This window comes from Streptomyces sp. NPDC058295 (genome assembly GCF_042880655.1).
Classification (GTDB): domain Bacteria; phylum Actinomycetota; class Actinomycetes; order Streptomycetales; family Streptomycetaceae; genus Streptomyces; species Streptomyces coriariae.
In genome coordinates this window covers 134670-147506 of the sequence record NZ_JBHVYO010000001.1, presented here as the reverse complement: position 1 = coordinate 147506, position 12837 = coordinate 134670, and the positions used below count along the sequence as shown (strand labels likewise).

General features: G+C 68.6%; 16 protein-coding genes, 1 tRNA gene and 1 riboswitch. Of the genes, 6 read left to right on the top strand and 11 right to left on the bottom strand.

Going from position 1 to position 12837, the window contains the following annotated elements; genetic code table 11:
- Positions 1-177: 177 nt before the first annotated feature.
- Complete coding sequence (locus ACFVYS_RS00630; protein ID WP_389497462.1) at positions 178-2604, top strand: transglycosylase domain-containing protein; 2427 nt, start codon at positions 178-180, stop codon at positions 2602-2604.
- 26 nt (positions 2605-2630) lie between these two features.
- On the opposite strand, the gene ACFVYS_RS00625 is transcribed toward ACFVYS_RS00630, so the two are convergent.
- The 3 genes from ACFVYS_RS00625 to ACFVYS_RS00615 all read right to left on the bottom strand — a co-directional run bounded on the left by ACFVYS_RS00625 (position 2631) and on the right by ACFVYS_RS00615 (position 3867).
- Complete coding sequence (locus ACFVYS_RS00625) at positions 2631-2951, bottom strand: DMT family transporter (RefSeq protein WP_389497460.1); 321 nt, start codon at positions 2949-2951, stop codon at positions 2631-2633.
- A gap of 35 nt (positions 2952-2986) precedes the next feature.
- Positions 2987-3060: riboswitch (guanidine-III (ykkC-III) riboswitch) on the bottom strand.
- Between the two features lie 76 nt (positions 3061-3136).
- Positions 3137-3439 carry a co-chaperone GroES gene (locus ACFVYS_RS00620; protein ID WP_372481747.1) on the bottom strand — a complete coding sequence of 101 codons (303 nt, stop codon included), beginning with the start codon at positions 3437-3439 and terminating at the stop codon, positions 3137-3139.
- Between the two features lie 98 nt (positions 3440-3537).
- Positions 3538-3867: a DUF3618 domain-containing protein gene (locus ACFVYS_RS00615; RefSeq protein WP_267019696.1), complete on the bottom strand. Its 330-nt coding sequence runs from the start codon at positions 3865-3867 to the stop codon at positions 3538-3540.
- A 94-nt stretch (positions 3868-3961) separates the two neighbouring features.
- Between ACFVYS_RS00615 and bcp the strand changes: the two genes are divergently transcribed.
- Both bcp and ACFVYS_RS00605 read left to right on the top strand, forming a co-directional pair.
- Entirely contained in the window at positions 3962-4429 is a 468-nt protein-coding gene (bcp, locus tag ACFVYS_RS00610) for a thioredoxin-dependent thiol peroxidase (RefSeq protein ID WP_389497458.1), read from the top strand.
- A gap of 43 nt (positions 4430-4472) precedes the next feature.
- Positions 4473-4556: transfer RNA gene (locus tag ACFVYS_RS00605), tRNA-Leu, on the top strand.
- 53 nt (positions 4557-4609) lie between these two features.
- On the opposite strand, the gene rdgB is transcribed toward ACFVYS_RS00605, so the two are convergent.
- The 4 genes from rdgB to ACFVYS_RS00585 all read right to left on the bottom strand — a co-directional run bounded on the left by rdgB (position 4610) and on the right by ACFVYS_RS00585 (position 6858).
- Positions 4610-5212, bottom strand: a complete 603-nt coding sequence (rdgB, locus tag ACFVYS_RS00600) for an RdgB/HAM1 family non-canonical purine NTP pyrophosphatase (protein WP_389497456.1) — start codon at positions 5210-5212, stop codon at positions 4610-4612.
- 37 nt (positions 5213-5249) lie between these two features.
- Complete coding sequence (locus ACFVYS_RS00595; protein WP_389497454.1) at positions 5250-5666, bottom strand: hypothetical protein; 417 nt, start codon at positions 5664-5666, stop codon at positions 5250-5252.
- Between the two features lie 115 nt (positions 5667-5781).
- A complete protein-coding gene (gene rph, locus ACFVYS_RS00590; RefSeq protein ID WP_054240207.1) occupies positions 5782-6519 on the bottom strand; it encodes a ribonuclease PH in 738 nt (245 codons plus the stop codon).
- A 105-nt stretch (positions 6520-6624) separates the two neighbouring features.
- Positions 6625-6858, bottom strand: a complete 234-nt coding sequence (locus ACFVYS_RS00585) for a glucose PTS transporter subunit EIIB (protein ID WP_020132213.1) — start codon at positions 6856-6858, stop codon at positions 6625-6627.
- 185 nt (positions 6859-7043) lie between these two features.
- Here ACFVYS_RS00585 and ACFVYS_RS00580 point away from each other — a divergent pair, with 185 nt between their 5' ends.
- Together ACFVYS_RS00580 and ACFVYS_RS00575 are read left to right on the top strand one after the other, a co-directional pair.
- Positions 7044-8342 (top strand): PTS transporter subunit EIIC, encoded by a 1299-nt coding sequence (locus ACFVYS_RS00580; protein WP_389497452.1) that lies wholly within the window; start codon positions 7044-7046, stop codon positions 8340-8342.
- A 171-nt stretch (positions 8343-8513) separates the two neighbouring features.
- Positions 8514-9764, top strand: coding sequence for a PTS transporter subunit EIIC (locus ACFVYS_RS00575; RefSeq protein WP_389497450.1), 1251 nt, complete (start codon positions 8514-8516; stop codon positions 9762-9764).
- An 82-nt stretch (positions 9765-9846) separates the two neighbouring features.
- Here the strand turns inward: ACFVYS_RS00575 and ACFVYS_RS00570 are convergent, their stop codons facing one another.
- A complete protein-coding gene (locus tag ACFVYS_RS00570) occupies positions 9847-10599 on the bottom strand; it encodes an MBL fold metallo-hydrolase (RefSeq protein ID WP_327183306.1) in 753 nt (250 codons plus the stop codon).
- Positions 10600-10859: 260 nt separating this feature from the next.
- Between ACFVYS_RS00570 and ACFVYS_RS00565 the strand changes: the two genes are divergently transcribed.
- Positions 10860-11342, top strand: a complete 483-nt coding sequence (locus ACFVYS_RS00565; RefSeq protein WP_389497448.1) for a type II toxin-antitoxin system PemK/MazF family toxin — start codon at positions 10860-10862, stop codon at positions 11340-11342.
- 4 nt (positions 11343-11346) lie between these two features.
- Here the strand turns inward: ACFVYS_RS00565 and ACFVYS_RS00560 are convergent, their stop codons facing one another.
- The 3 genes from ACFVYS_RS00560 to ACFVYS_RS00550 form a co-directional block, all read right to left on the bottom strand.
- The gene (locus tag ACFVYS_RS00560) at positions 11347-12297 is read right to left on the bottom strand and encodes a PLP-dependent cysteine synthase family protein (protein WP_389497447.1); all 951 of its coding nucleotides are present in this window, start codon (positions 12295-12297) and stop codon (positions 11347-11349) included.
- Positions 12298-12313: 16 nt separating this feature from the next.
- Positions 12314-12592 (bottom strand): MoaD/ThiS family protein, encoded by a 279-nt coding sequence (locus tag ACFVYS_RS00555; RefSeq protein WP_389497445.1) that lies wholly within the window; start codon positions 12590-12592, stop codon positions 12314-12316.
- Between the two features lie 123 nt (positions 12593-12715).
- Positions 12716-12811 carry a putative leader peptide gene (locus tag ACFVYS_RS00550; protein WP_020132206.1) on the bottom strand — a complete coding sequence of 32 codons (96 nt, stop codon included), beginning with the start codon at positions 12809-12811 and terminating at the stop codon, positions 12716-12718.
- Between the last annotated feature and the right edge of the window lie 26 nt (positions 12812-12837).

Below are 12837 nucleotides of genomic sequence, written 5' to 3'. Positions count from 1 at the left end.
AGTGCGCCGCTCCCGCCGCGTGCCACGCGTTTTCCGGGCACGACGTGTGACCGAACGCGCGCCGATTGCCGGGAACGGAACGCTTGGTGCGAGAGTCTTCAACAGGGGACGCAGAAGGCGTACGAGGCTTACGAGACGTACGGGAACGTACGACGCGAAACAGGAGTCCAGCAACACATGAGTGACGAGCCACAGCCGCAGCGGCCCACCGAGGGCTCGGCACCCGGAGCCCCCGAGGCGGGCGACGGAGGAAGTGGCGAGGGAGGCAAGAAGATGAAGCGACCCAAGCGCACCGGACTGCGCCGGCTCCTGCCCACCTGGCGGATGGTGCTCGGCACGTTCGTCCTCGGTGTCGTGGCGCTCGCCGGACTCTTCTTCCTCGGCTACTCCATGGTCGAGATCCCCCCGGCCAACGCGCTCGCCACCAAGCAGTCCAACGTCTACCTCTACGCCGACGGCACCGAGATCGCCCGCGACGGCACCGTCAACCGCGAGAACGTCGACCTCGGCCAGATCTCCAAGGACGCCCAGCACGCCGTCCTCGCCGCCGAGGACCGCGACTTCTACACCGAGTCCGCCATCGACCCCAAGGCGATGCTCCGGGCCGGCTGGAACACCGCCACCGGCAAGGGCAAGCAGTCCGGCTCCACGATCACCCAGCAGTACGTGAAGAACTACTACCTCGCGCAGGAACAGACCGTCACCCGCAAGGTGAAGGAGTTCTTCATCTCCATCAAGCTGGACCGCGAGACCTCCAAGGACCACATCCTCGAGGGCTACCTCAACACCAGCTACTTCGGCCGCAACGCCTACGGCATGCAGGCCGCCGCCAAGGCCTACTTCGGCGTCGAGGCCGCCAAGCTCACCCCCGCCCAGGGCGCCTACCTCGCCGCCCTGGTCAACGCGCCCAGCGAGTACGACATCATCGCCCACCCCGAGAACAAGGCCGCCGCCGAGTCGCGCTGGAACTACGTCCTCGACGGCATGGTCACCAAGGGCTGGCTCGGCGAGAGCGCGCGCACCGGCATGAAGTTCCCCGCGGTCAAGGAGACCTCCGGCGCCGACACCGGCATGTCCGGACAGCGCGGCTACCTCGTCAACGCGATCAAGGACTACCTGCGCGAGAACAAGATCGTCACCCAGGACGAACTCGACGCCGGCGGCTACCGCATCACCACCACCATCGACAAGAAGAAGCAGAACGCCTTCGTCGACGCCGTCAACGACAAGCTGATCAAGAAGCTCGACAAGAAGAACCGCAAGGTCGACACCTACGTCCGCGCGGGCGGCGCCGCCGTCGAACCCAAGACCGGCAAGGTCCTCGCCCTCTACGGCGGCATCGACTACATCAAGCAGTACACCAACAACGCCACCCGCCAGGACTTCCAGGTCGGCTCCACCTTCAAGCCGTTCGTCTTCACCTCGGCCGTCGAGAACGACTCCGAGACCCAGGACGGCCGCCCGATCACGCCCAACACGATCTACGACGGCACCAACAAGCGCCCCATCCAGGGCTGGAGCGGCGGCAGCTACGCCCCCGAGAACGAGGACTACGTCAACTACGGCAACATCGACGTGCGCACCGCCACCGACAAGTCGGTGAACTCGGTGTACGCGCAGATGGCCGTCGACGTCGGCCCCGCGAAGGTCAAGCAGACCGCCATCGAGCTCGGCCTGCCCACCGACACCCCCGACCTCCAGCCCTACCCCTCCATCGCGCTGGGCACGGCCACCGCCAGCGTCCTGGACATGGCGGAGGCCTACGCCACCCTCGCCAACCACGGCAAGCACGGCACGTACACCCTGATCGAGAAGGTCACCAAGGACGGCTCCGACGTGGTGGACCTGCCCGCGCAGAAGTCCTCCCAGGTCGTCAGCCGCGAGGCCGCCGACACCACCACCTCGGTCCTGCGCAGCGTCGTCCAGAACGGCACCGCCACCGCGGCCCTCGCCGCCGACCGGCCCGCCGCCGGCAAGACCGGAACCGCCGAGGAGGACACCGCGGCCTGGTTCGCCGGCTACACCCCCGACCTCGCCACCGTGGTCGCGGTCATGGGCCAGGACCCGCAGACCGCCGCCCACAAGTCCCTCAAGGGCGCGATGGGTCTGCCCCGCATCAACGGCGGCGGCGCACCCACCGAGATCTGGGCCCAGTTCACCAAGAACGCCCTGAAGGGCGAACCGGCCGCGGACTTCAACCTCCAGATCCAGGAGGGCGGCGAGCAGTCCGCCTACCCCTCCGCCCCGCCGTCCGAGGACGAGCCCACCGACGAGGAGACCGACGGCAGCTCGCCGAGCGCCGACAGCACCAAGGGCCAGACGCAGGGTCAGACCCAGGGGCAGACGAACGGCGGCACGACCACCGGCGGCACCACCGGAAGCACCACCTCCGGCAGCACCACCCAGGGCGGCACGACCAGCGGCAACACATCGACCGGCACCACCGACGGCGGCACGGCGACCGGCGGAACGGCCTCGGGCACCAGCTCCGGCACCACCGACGGCAACACGTCCACCGGCACCTCCGACGGCGCGACCGAAGACACCGGCAACACGGTGGGCACGACGACCGGCCCCCAGCTGACGGCCACCGGCTGGGACTGACGCGGACCGACGTCGGCCGACGTACGTCAGTGACCGCTGGTCGCCTTCAGTCCCACCACGGCGACCAGCAGCAGACACACGAAGAAGATCCTGGCCGCGGTCGCCGGCTCCCCCAGCACCACCATGCCGACCACCGCGGCCCCCGCCGCCCCGATCCCGACCCACACGCCGTAGGCGGTACCGATGGGGAGGGAACGGGCGGCGTACGACAGCAGCAGCATGCTGGTCACGATGCCGGCGCCGGTGAACAGACTCGGGACGAGCCGCGTGAACCCGTCCGTGTACTTCATCCCGATCGACCAGCCGACTTCCAGCAGACCGGCGACGACGAGCAGAACCCAGGCCATGAGGGACACCTCCGAGACGCGAACTGACTGACGGCGGTGCGTCGTCTTTGCCTGCGTTCCCGGTACGGCGCGTCTCGTCGGGCTCCTTCCCAACGTAGCAAAGAAACGACAAAAGGGCTGGTGACCATGGTCACCAGCCCTTCCTGCCCACTACATCAGAGGCAGCCCGATCAACAGCAGCCCGATCAGAGATACAGGCCGGTCGAGTCCTCCGAGCCCTCGAACCGGTCGGCCGCCACCGCGTGCAGATCGCGCTCCCGCATCAGCACATAGGCGACACCCCGCACCTCGACCTCCGCACGGTCCTCGGGGTCGTACAGCACCCGGTCCCCCGGCTCCACGGTCCGCACGTTCTGCCCCACCGCGACGACCTGGGCCCACGCCAGCCGACGACCGACGGCCGCGGTGGCGGGGATCAGAATGCCGCCACCCGAACGCCGCTCACCCTCACCGGTCTCCTGCTTCACGAGCACACGGTCGTGCAGCATCCGGATGGGCAGCTTGTCGTGCGTGGTACTCAGGTCGTCTCTCTTGGCGCTCACACCCCTGAACCTACCCCGCGCGCGTACGCGAGGAGCGCAGGGGATCAGCCCTTGCGGCGCCGCCCGCTGAACGCGAGCAGCCCCACCACGCCGACGACCACGAGCGCCACCGGCACGACCCGCTCCAGCCGGGGCGCGCCCTCCTCGTTCACGAACTGCGCCCGTACCTCGCTCACGGCGCGGTTGACCTGGACGTAGGCCTTCCCGAGCGTGTGATCGACGTTGGCGACGACCTTGGCTTTGGCGTCCCCGACGATGGTCTTCGGGTGCACCCGCACCCCGATCTCGTCCAGCGTCTCCGCCAGCACCTCGCGGCGGGCCCTGATGTCCGCCTCGATCTGCGCCGGGGTTCTGGTGTCCGACGTCTCCGCCACGGTAAGGCCTCCGAAGTCAGCTGTGTCTTGTTCTGGACAGTCTGTCAGCTCTGCCCGCCGCCGCACTGTCAGGACCCCCGGTTACGCTGGCCCGATGAGCGAGCGACTCCAGCCCGGGGACGTGGCCCCCGCCTTCACCCTCCCCGACGCCGACGGCAACCAGGTGTCCCTGTCGGACCACAAGGGCCGCAAGGTCATCGTCTACTTCTACCCGGCCGCACTTACCCCCGGCTGCACGAAGCAGGCCTGTGACTTCACGGACAACCTGGAACTCCTGACCGGCGCCGGGTACGACGTCATCGGCATCTCCCCCGACAGCCCCGAGAAGCTGGGCAGGTTCCGCGACAAGGAGTCCCTGAAGGTCACCCTCCTGGCCGACCCCGAGAAGACCGTCACCGAGGCCTACGCGGCGTACGGCGAGAAGAAGAACTACGGCAAGACGTACATGGGCGTCATCCGCTCCACGATCGTGGTCGACGAGACCGGCAAGGTCGAACGAGCCCTGTACAACGTCCGAGCGACCGGCCACGTAGCAAAGATCATCAAGGACCTCGACATCTAGGCGGAAAGCGCCGAGCGACTGCCGGTACGATGACAGGCGACCGGCGGCGGTGGTGCAATGGCGACACAGCAGACTTAGGATCTGTGGCCCTTGATCGGGCTTGAGGGTTCGAATCCCTTCCGCCGCACATGAACGGCCTGCGAATCGAAGGATCGATCGCAGGCCGTTTCCGTGTCCGGCTCAGCCCAGCAGCTCCCGCACCACCGGCACCAGCCCCCGGAAGGCCTTCCCCCGGTGGCTGATCGCGTTCTTCTCCGTCGCCGTCAGTTCCGCGCAGGTGCGCGTCTCGCCGTCCGGCTGGAGGATCGGGTCGTAGCCGAAGCCGTTGGTGCCGGTCGGGGTGTGGCGGAGGGTGCCGGTGAGGCGGCCCTCGACGACCCGTTCCGTGCCGTCCGGGAGGGCCAGGGCCGCCGCGCAGGCGAAGTGGGCGCCCCGGTGTTCGTCGGCGATGTCGGAGAGCTGGGCCAGGAGCAGGTCCAGGTTGGCCCGGTCGTCGCCGTGCTTCCCGGCCCAGCGGGCGGAGAAGATGCCCGGGGCGCCGTTCAACACGTCGACGCAGAGGCCGGAGTCGTCGGCGACGGCCGGGAACCCGGTCGCCTGCGCGAGGGCGTGGGCCTTCAGCAGCGCGTTCTCGGCGAAGGTGACGCCGGTTTCCCTGACGTCGGGGATGTCGGGGTAGGCGTCCGCGCCGACGAGGTCGTGGGGCAGGCCTGCGTCGGCGAGGATCGACCTCAGTTCGGTGATCTTTCCGGCGTTGCGGGTGGCGAGGATCAGGCGGGTCATGCCCACCAGTATCCCGGCCGCCTCGGCCGGCCCGGCCCTACGGGGTGCAGACCTTCGTCAGTTCGCCCGCCGCGTCGGTGACGGGGCTGAGGTCGGGGGTGTTGTCGCCGTTCTCGACGGCGGTGCGGACGTTGGCGACGGCGGCCTGGAGGTCGTCGACCGCCTTGTTGACGTCGGCGTTGTCCGTCTTGTCGCCGATCTTGTCGAGGTTGTTCTCGATGGAGGTCAGCGACTCCTCCGTCTGCGTGGGGTCGTTCGCGGCGTTCTCCACGGCCTGCTGGAGGTCGGTGACGCTGTCGGCGATGGAGTCGGCGGTCTGGACGCAGTCCAGGGCCTTGTTGACTGCGTCGCAGCCGGTCACCGTCAGCCCCAGGGTGAGGGCGACGGCCGCCGTAGTGGCGGCTATGACGGTACGACGACGCCGCTGCGGGCGTCGGCTCGCGGCCGTGGACATAAGTGGTTCCTCCCCTTGTCAGGCCCAGGAAGGCCCCCGTTGACATACGTACTGCCCAAGACGCCGTGACGGGCGGGGTGGTTGCTCCCGCCCGCCGTCCTCCTTGGGGTGCTCTTTACTTTTCCAGGACCGTATCAAGTGCCGTGCGCTGGAGGACAGTCAGTTCCGTGCAGCCCAGAACGGCCAGGTCCAGCAGGGAGTTGAGTTCCTCGCGGGCGAACGGCTCGGCCTCGGCGGTGCCCTGGACCTCGACGAAGCGGCCGTCGCCGGTGCAGACGACGTTCATGTCGGTCTCGGCGCGGACGTCCTCCTCGTAGCGGAGGTCGAGGAGCGGGACTCCTGCGACGATGCCGACCGAGACCGCGCTGACCGTGCCGGTGAGGGGCTGGCGGCCGGCCTTGATGAGCTTCTTGCCCTGGGCCCACGTGATGGCGTCCGCCAGCGCGACGTACGCGCCGGTGATGGCCGCCGTGCGGGTGCCGCCGTCGGCCTGGAGGACGTCGCAGTCGAGGACGATGGTGTTCTCGCCGAGTGCCTTGTAGTCGATCACGGCGCGCAGGGAGCGGCCGATGAGGCGGGAGATCTCGTGGGTGCGGCCGCCGATCTTGCCGCGGACGGACTCGCGGTCGCCGCGGGTGTTGGTGGCGCGGGGGAGCATGGAGTACTCCGCGGTGACCCAGCCCTCGCCGCTGCCCTTGCGCCAGCGGGGGACGCCTTCGGTGACGGAGGCGGTGCAGAAGACCTTCGTGTCGCCGAAGGAGACGAGGACGGAGCCCTCGGCGTGCTTGCTCCAGCCACGTTCGATGGTGACGGGGCGGAGCTGTTCGGGGGTGCGGCCGTCGATTCGAGACATGGCGCTGAGCCTAGCCGTACCTGCGGAAGGGGCTCCTCCCACGGTGCTGGGAGGAGCCCCTTCGGTGAGCGTCCGGGAGGGGCGCTCAGGAGTGAGCGGGGTGGCTCACATCATGTCTTCGATCTCGGCGGCGATGGGGTCGGCGTCGGTGCCGATGACGACCTGGATCGCGGTGCCCATCTTGACGACGCCGTGGGCGCCGGCGGCCTTCAGGGCGGCTTCGTCGACGAGTGAGGCGTCGTTGACCTCGGTGCGCAGCCGGGTGATGCAGCCTTCGATCTCTTCGATGTTGTCGAGGCCGCCGAGTCCGGCGACGATCTTCTCAGCCTTGGTGGCCATGTTCCGTCTCCCTGAATTCCCTGATGCGAACCGCGATGTGAACCGCTTTTTCGCAGTAACCCACAGTTGGCCCAACTTCGCGAGCGATTGTGCCGGGCGTGCCGAAGGATGACGTCAGTGATGACGTCGCAGCAACCCAATCGTCCGTAGCTGGTCTACACCACCTGACAGGCGGTCGCCAAACGATGAGTGCCGAGAGCGCCGAGACCGAGATCAGCCCGGCCCGCCGGCGCTGGCACAACGCGTTCCAGGGCCTGCAGAAGATGGGGCGCAGTCTTCAGCTGCCGATCGCGGTGCTGCCGGCCGCGGGCATCCTCAACAGGTTCGGCCAGCCTGACATGTTCGGGGACGAGGGGCTCGGCTGGACGAACGTGGCGAAGGTGATGGCGGGTGCGGGCGCGGCACTGCTCGACAGCTCCCTCGGGCTGCCGCTGCTGTTCTGCGTCGGCGTGGCCATCGGCATGGCGAAGAAGGCGGACGGTTCGACCGCGCTGGCGGCGGTGGCGGGCTTCCTCGTCTACTACAACGTGCTGCGGCAGTTCCCGGAGGACTGCGGGCCGGGTTCGAAGGTGATCCCGAACATCGGGTGCCAGGCGACCGACAATACGGTGGGGGCCCTCGCGTACCAGAATCCGGGGGTCTTCGGCGGGATCGTCGTGGGGCTGCTGACGGCGTACTTCTGGCAGCGGTACCACCGCACGAAGCTGGTGGACTGGCTCGGGTTCTTCAACGGCCGTCGTCTGGTGCCGATCATCATGGCGTTCGTGGCGATCGCGTTCGCCGCGTTGTGTCTGTGGGTCTGGCCGCCGATCGGTGACGCCCTGGAGAGTTTCAGCGACTGGCTGGACGGGTTGGACGCCTGGGGTGCGGGCATCTTCGGTGTCGCGAACCGGGCGTTGCTGGTGATCGGCCTGCACCAGTTCCTGAACGTGCCCATCTGGTTCCAGTTCGGCAGTTTCACGAAGCCGGACGGCACGGTGGTGCACGGCGACATCAACATGTTCCTTCAGGGCGACCCGGACGCGGGGCAGTTCACCTCGGGTTTCTTCCCGATCATGATGTTCGCGCTGCCCGCGGCGGCGCTGGCGATCACGCACTGTGCGAGGCCGTCCCGCCGCAAGGAGGTCGGCGGTCTGATGCTGTCCGTGGCGTTGACGTCGTTCGTGACCGGTATCACCGAGCCGATCGAGTACTCGTTCCTGTTCGTGGCGCCGCTGCTGTACGCGGTGCACGCGGTGCTGACGGGGGCGTCGATGGCGGTGACGTGGGGGCTGGGCGTGCACGACGGTTTCAGTTTCTCCGCCGGGCTCATCGACTACGTCATCAACTGGAATCTGGCGACGCGGCCGTGGGCGATCATCCCGATCGGGCTGTGCTTCGCGGTCGTCTACTACGCGATCTTCCGTTTCGCGATCACGAAGTTCGATCTGAAGACCCCCGGGCGGGAGCCGGAGGAGGAGCGGGAGGACGTCACCAAGGCTTAGCCGGGGGCCGGTTCGGGGGCGTGGGCAGGGGGTCGGGCGGGGGGCCGTCGGGCGTAGCCGAGCGTAATACCACGATTACGCGAATCGTGGGTTCCTTATGCCACCTTCATCGTGCTACAACATGGTCTACACCACTGAGTGGTGTAGACCACCACCCGATGGAGGAAGTCCATGAGCACCGCCACCGCGCCCCCGGCGGCCCCCGCGAAGAAGTGGGGATCCGGTCTTTTGCAGGGTCTTCAGAAGGTCGGCCGCAGCCTTCAGCTCCCGATCGCCGTGCTGCCGGCGGCGGGCCTGCTGCTCCGGTTCGGCCAGGCCGACGTGCACGACAAGCTGCACCTGCCCGACAAGGTCACGGCGGTGTTCGCGACGGCCGGCGGTGCGATCTTCGACAACCTGCCGATGCTGTTCTGTATCGGTGTCGCCATCGGCTTCGCCAAGAAGTCGGACGGCTCCACGGCGCTGGCCGCGCTGGTCGGCTTCCTGGTCTACAGCAACGTACTGAAGGCGTTCCCGGTCGCCGAGGCCAAGGTCCAGGCGGGTGCGGACATAGCCGCGACCTACAACAACCCCGGTGTCCTCGGCGGCATCGTGATGGGTCTGCTGGGCGCCGTGATCTGGCAGCGGTTCCACCGCACGAGGCTGGTGGACTGGCTCGGCTTCTTCAACGGCCGCCGTCTGGTGCCGATCATCATGGCGTTCGTCGGCACGTTGATGGGTGTCTTCTTCGGTCTGGTCTGGGAGCCGATCGGTGAGGTCATCTCGAACTTCGGCGAGTGGATGACGGGCCTCGGCGCGTTCGGCGCGGGTCTGTTCGGTCTCATCAACCGCGCGCTGATCCCGGTCGGCATGCACCAGTTCGTGAACACCGTCTCCTGGTTCCAGATAGGCGACTTCACGAACGCGGCCGGCGACGTCGTCCACGGCGACCTCAACCGCTTCTTCGCCGGTGACCCGACGGCCGGCCAGTTCATGTCCGGCTTCTTCCCGATCATGATGTTCGGTCTGCCGGCCGCCGCCCTGGCCATCGCGCACACCGCCCGCCCCGAGCGCCGCAAGGCCGTGCTGGGCATGATGATCTCGCTCGCGCTGACCTCCTTCGTGACCGGTGTCACCGAGCCCATCGAGTTCTCGTTCATGTTCATCGCGCCGCTGCTGTACGCGATCCACGCGGTGCTGACGGCCCTGTCCATGGCGATCACCTGGGCCCTGGGCGTCCACGCCGGCTTCACCTTCTCCGCGGGCTTCATCGACTACGCGCTGAACTGGAACCTGGCCACCAAGCCCTGGCTGATCATCCCGATCGGCCTGGTGTTCGGCGCCGTGTACTACGTCGTCTTCCGCTTCGCCATCACGAAGTTCAACCTCCCCACCCCGGGCCGTGAGCCCGAGGAGGAGCTCGAGGACCTCACCAAGGCGTAGGCGCGCAGCACGCCCGCGCAGGACATGCGAAAGGCCCCCGGAGCCCTGAACCGCTCCGGGGGCCTTCTGCGTGGCGTCGGCTCTAGATCTCGTACGTCATCCGTGGCGCGGCCAGTTCCACCGGGCCGTCGAACACCGCGCGGGCGTCCGCCAGGTTGACCCGGGGGTCGGTCCACGGCGGGATGTGGGTCAGTACGAGCTTCCTCGCGCCCGCCCTGCTCGCCGTCTCGCCGGCTTCGCGGCCGTTGAGGTGCAGGTCGGGGATGTTCTCCTTGCCGTGCGTGAAGGCGGCCTCGCACAGGAAGAGGTCGGTGTCGCGGGCGAGGTCCTCCAGCGCGGGGCTGATGCCGGTGTCGCCGGAGTAGGTCAGCGACCTGCCGCCGTGTTCGACGCGGATGCCGTAGGCCTCCACCGGGTGCGCCACGCGTTCGGTGTGCACGGTGAACGGGCCGATGTCGAAGGTGGACGGCTTGACCGTGTGGAAGTCGAAGACCTCGCTCATGGAGGAGGCCGACGGGGTGTCGGCGTAGGCCGTGGTCAGGCGGTGCTCCGTGCCTTCCGGGCCGTAGACCGGGATGGGGTCGCAGCGGCCGCCGTCGTGCCGGTAGTAGCGCGCGACGAAGTAGGCGCACATGTCGATGCAGTGGTCGGCGTGCAGATGACTCAGGAAGATCGCGTCGAGGTCGTAGAGACCGCAGTGGCGCTGCAGCTCGCCCAGGGCGCCGTTGCCCATGTCGAGAAGCAGCCGGAAGCCGTCGGCCTCGAGGAGGTAGCTCGAGCAGGCCGATTCCGCGGACGGGAACGACCCCGAGCAGCCGACGACGGTGAGCTTCATGAAGGCGAAACCTCCGCTGGCGGGAAACCGAGAAGTACCGGGTGAGGTCCGGGGGACGGATCGTGGAACGAATGATCGTTAAATGGGGCGACGGGGGTCGTGCGGTGCGTCGAGCGTAAGGCGCAAAACCCCGGGTCGCTCCTCCGCCAGGGGCCGTTGTGGGCGAACTCACCTGTGGTGTCACCGGTTCGGCTGGACCGGGGGCATGTGAAGTGATGATGGGGCGCGCGGCGGCGCTCGCACGCCGGTAACGTCGTCGTATGGACACGTCCTGGTGGCTCGCGCTCGCGGCGGTGATACTGCTCGCGCTGGTCGCGACGCTCGTGGACGGCTGGGGGCGGGGCCGCCGACCGAAGCGGCGCAGGACCCGGCCGCCGGGCCGGACGACGGGGCGGCCTTCCGGCCGGTCGACCCGGGGGCACGGCGTCGCCGACCGTCCCCAGCCGGCGGAGATCTGGTGGGCGGACGTGCCGTTCGAGGACGGCCCGGGAATGAAGGACCGGCCGTGCCTGGTGCTCATGGTGCGCGGTGACCGCGCTACCGTCGCGAAGATCACCAGCAAGTACCACGACGAGCGGGCCGGGGTGATCCCGCTGCCGCCGGGTGCCGTGGGGGACGCGCAGGGGCGGCCGAGTTTCCTGGAGACGGACGAGCTGCGCCAGATCCGGGTGAGCGACTTCCGGCGCAGGGTGGGTGTGGTGGACCCGGTCCTGTGGGACCAGGTCCGTCACCTGGCTACCTGAAACCCTACGCCCAGAGCTGGCCCTGGAGGGTCTCGATCGCTTCCTCCGTGGTGGCCGCGGTGTAGACGCCCGTGGAGAGGTACTTCCAGCCGCCGTCGGCGACGACGAACGCGATGTCGGCGCTCTCCCCCGCCTTCAGCGCCTTCTTGCCGACGCCGATCGCCGCGTGCAGGGCCGCGCCCGTGGAGACGCCCGCGAAGATGCCCTCCTGCTGGAGGAGTTCGCGGGTGCGGGTCACGGCGTCCGCCGAGCCGACCGAGAAGCGGGTGGTGAGGACGGAGGCGTCGTACAGCTCGGGTACGAAGCCCTCGTCGAGGTTGCGCAGGCCGTAGACCAGGTCGTCGTAGCGCGGCTCGGCGGCGACGATCTTCACGTCCGGCTTGTTCTCGCGGAGGAACCGGCCGACGCCCATCAGCGTCCCCGTCGTGCCGAGGCCGGCGACGAAGTGGGTGATGGACGGGAGGTCGGCGAGGATCTCGGGGCCGGTGGTGGCGTAGTGGGCGCCCGCGTTGTCGGGGTTGCCGTACTGGTAGAGCATCACCCAGTCGGGGTGCTCGGCGGAGAGTTCCTTGGCGACGCGGACCGCGGTGTTGGAGCCGCCCGCGGCCGGGGAGGAGATGATCTCGGCGCCCCACATGGCGAGCAGGTCCCGGCGCTCCTGCGAGGTGTTCTCGGGCATCACGCAGACCATGCGGTAGCCCTTGAGCCTGGCCGCCATGGCGAGGGAGATGCCGGTGTTGCCGCTCGTCGGTTCCAGGATGGTGCAGCCGGGGGTGAGGCGGCCGTCCTTCTCGGCCTGCTCGACCATGTGCAGGGCGGGGCGGTCCTTGACGGAGCCGGTGGGGTTGCGGTCCTCGAGCTTCGCCCAGAGGCGGACGTCGGCGGACGGCGAGAGCCGCGGCAGGCGCACCAGAGGGGTGTTGCCCACCGCGGCCAGCGGGGAGTCGTAGCGCATGGGGTCCGGCGGCCGATCAGGCCATGCCGCCGGCCACGGCCGGCAGGATGGTCACAGTGTCGCCGTCGGTCAGCTTGGTGTCGATGCCGTCGACGAATCGGACGTCCTCGTCGTTCAGGTACACGTTGACGAAGCGGCGCAGCTTTCCGTCGTCCACGATGCGGGCCTGGATGCCCGTGTGCCGGGTCTCGAGGTCGGTGAACAGGTCGGCGAGGGTGTCACCGTTTCCCTCCACCGCCTTCTGACCGTCGGTGTACTGGCGGAGGATGGTGGGGATGCGGACCTCGATGGCCATGGCTCAGGGCTCCTGTCGGAAGGTGTGGGCGCGGGTTCGTGCGTGTGTGGCTCCCCCACGCTCGGCTGCGCTCGCGCGGGCGTACCCCCATCGGCTCACGGCCGTACGGCGGCGGGTGGTGCGTCAACAGATGGCGCTGGCGAGCCTGCACAGGTCGACGTGCAGCCGCGCCACGAGCAGTGCGCCCGGCGTCTTCTCGCTCACGTCGTTCAGAACCATGGGCTCATCGTATCGATTCCCGGTCC

Bases quoted from the DNA above. Each gene is read 5' to 3' on its own strand.
- rph (WP_054240207.1), bottom strand. From the start codon at position 6,519: ATGTCTCGAATCGACGGCCGCACCCCCGAACAGCTCCGCCCCGTCACC.
- ACFVYS_RS00620 (WP_372481747.1), bottom strand. From the start codon at position 3,439: ATGCTGCACGACCGTGTGCTCGTGAAGCAGGAGACCGGTGAGGGTGAG.
- ACFVYS_RS00585 (WP_020132213.1), bottom strand. From the start codon at position 6,858: ATGGCCACCAAGGCTGAGAAGATCGTCGCCGGACTCGGCGGCCTCGAC.
- ACFVYS_RS00570 (WP_327183306.1), bottom strand. From the start codon at position 10,599: ATGAAGCTCACCGTCGTCGGCTGCTCGGGGTCGTTCCCGTCCGCGGAA.
- ACFVYS_RS00630 (WP_389497462.1), top strand. From the start codon at position 178: ATGAGTGACGAGCCACAGCCGCAGCGGCCCACCGAGGGCTCGGCACCC.
- ACFVYS_RS00550 (WP_020132206.1), bottom strand. From the start codon at position 12,811: ATGGTTCTGAACGACGTGAGCGAGAAGACGCCGGGCGCACTGCTCGTG.
- bcp (WP_389497458.1), top strand. From the start codon at position 3,962: ATGAGCGAGCGACTCCAGCCCGGGGACGTGGCCCCCGCCTTCACCCTC.
- ACFVYS_RS00565 (WP_389497448.1), top strand. From the start codon at position 10,860: ATGGACACGTCCTGGTGGCTCGCGCTCGCGGCGGTGATACTGCTCGCG.
- ACFVYS_RS00580 (WP_389497452.1), top strand. From the start codon at position 7,044: ATGAGTGCCGAGAGCGCCGAGACCGAGATCAGCCCGGCCCGCCGGCGC.
- ACFVYS_RS00595 (WP_389497454.1), bottom strand. From the start codon at position 5,666: ATGTCCACGGCCGCGAGCCGACGCCCGCAGCGGCGTCGTCGTACCGTC.
- ACFVYS_RS00625 (WP_389497460.1), bottom strand. From the start codon at position 2,951: ATGGCCTGGGTTCTGCTCGTCGTCGCCGGTCTGCTGGAAGTCGGCTGG.
- ACFVYS_RS00575 (WP_389497450.1), top strand. From the start codon at position 8,514: ATGAGCACCGCCACCGCGCCCCCGGCGGCCCCCGCGAAGAAGTGGGGA.
- ACFVYS_RS00560 (WP_389497447.1), bottom strand. From the start codon at position 12,297: ATGCGCTACGACTCCCCGCTGGCCGCGGTGGGCAACACCCCTCTGGTG.
- rdgB (WP_389497456.1), bottom strand. From the start codon at position 5,212: ATGACCCGCCTGATCCTCGCCACCCGCAACGCCGGAAAGATCACCGAA.
- ACFVYS_RS00555 (WP_389497445.1), bottom strand. From the start codon at position 12,592: ATGGCCATCGAGGTCCGCATCCCCACCATCCTCCGCCAGTACACCGAC.